Annotated in this window: 1 protein-coding gene; it reads left to right on the forward strand. The window is 36.6% G+C overall.

The genetic code is table 11. From position 1 onward, the window contains the following. Nucleotides 1-604, forward strand: a 604-nt coding sequence (locus MiAbW_RS19210) for a transposase (protein ID WP_151697361.1), incomplete at its 5' end; no start/stop codon positions are given. Nucleotides 605-632 lie beyond the last annotated feature (28 nt).

Consider the following 632-nt stretch of genomic DNA (forward strand, 5'->3'; position numbering starts at 1 on the left):
GAGACCAAGTGCCATTTGCTATGCCTTAAAAAAAATGAAAGTTACCAGAAAAAAGAAGGAACTTCGTTATAGAGAAAGAAACCGAGAAGAAAGAATAAAATACTACAGAGTGCTGAGAGAATTGATTAAAATATATGGAAGTGAAAGCCTTGTATTTATTGATGAGTCAGGGTTTGAAGAATTTCAAGACTGTTTTTATGCTTGGTCAAAAAAAGGGAAGAAAGTCTTTGGAGATAGACAAGGAAAACGAGGAAAAAGAGAGAACCTTGTCGCTGGGAGAAGAAAGGGAAAAAAAGACTTTATTGCACCGATGATATTTACGAGAAGCCTGAATGCCGAAGGTTTTGAAGGGTGGTTATCTTTATATTTGTTGCCCTCTCTAACCATAACATCAGTATTAATTATGGATAATGCACCAATTCATCGGAAGACAGTCATTAAAGAACTGGTAGAGGAAGCAGGTCATCAGGTCGTGTTTTTGCCAAAATACTCTCCTGATTTAAATGATATCGAACATGATTTTAGTGCATTAAAGAGGGCAAGAATGTATGCTCCTGTGGGGACACCCCTTGATGAAATTATTCGTACTTATTGTGTCGCCTAGTGTCTCGTTCTTATTTGAAATAACTATA

The organism is Microcystis aeruginosa NIES-4325 (assembly GCF_008974145.1).
Lineage (GTDB): Bacteria > Cyanobacteriota > Cyanobacteriia > Cyanobacteriales > Microcystaceae > Microcystis > Microcystis aeruginosa_G.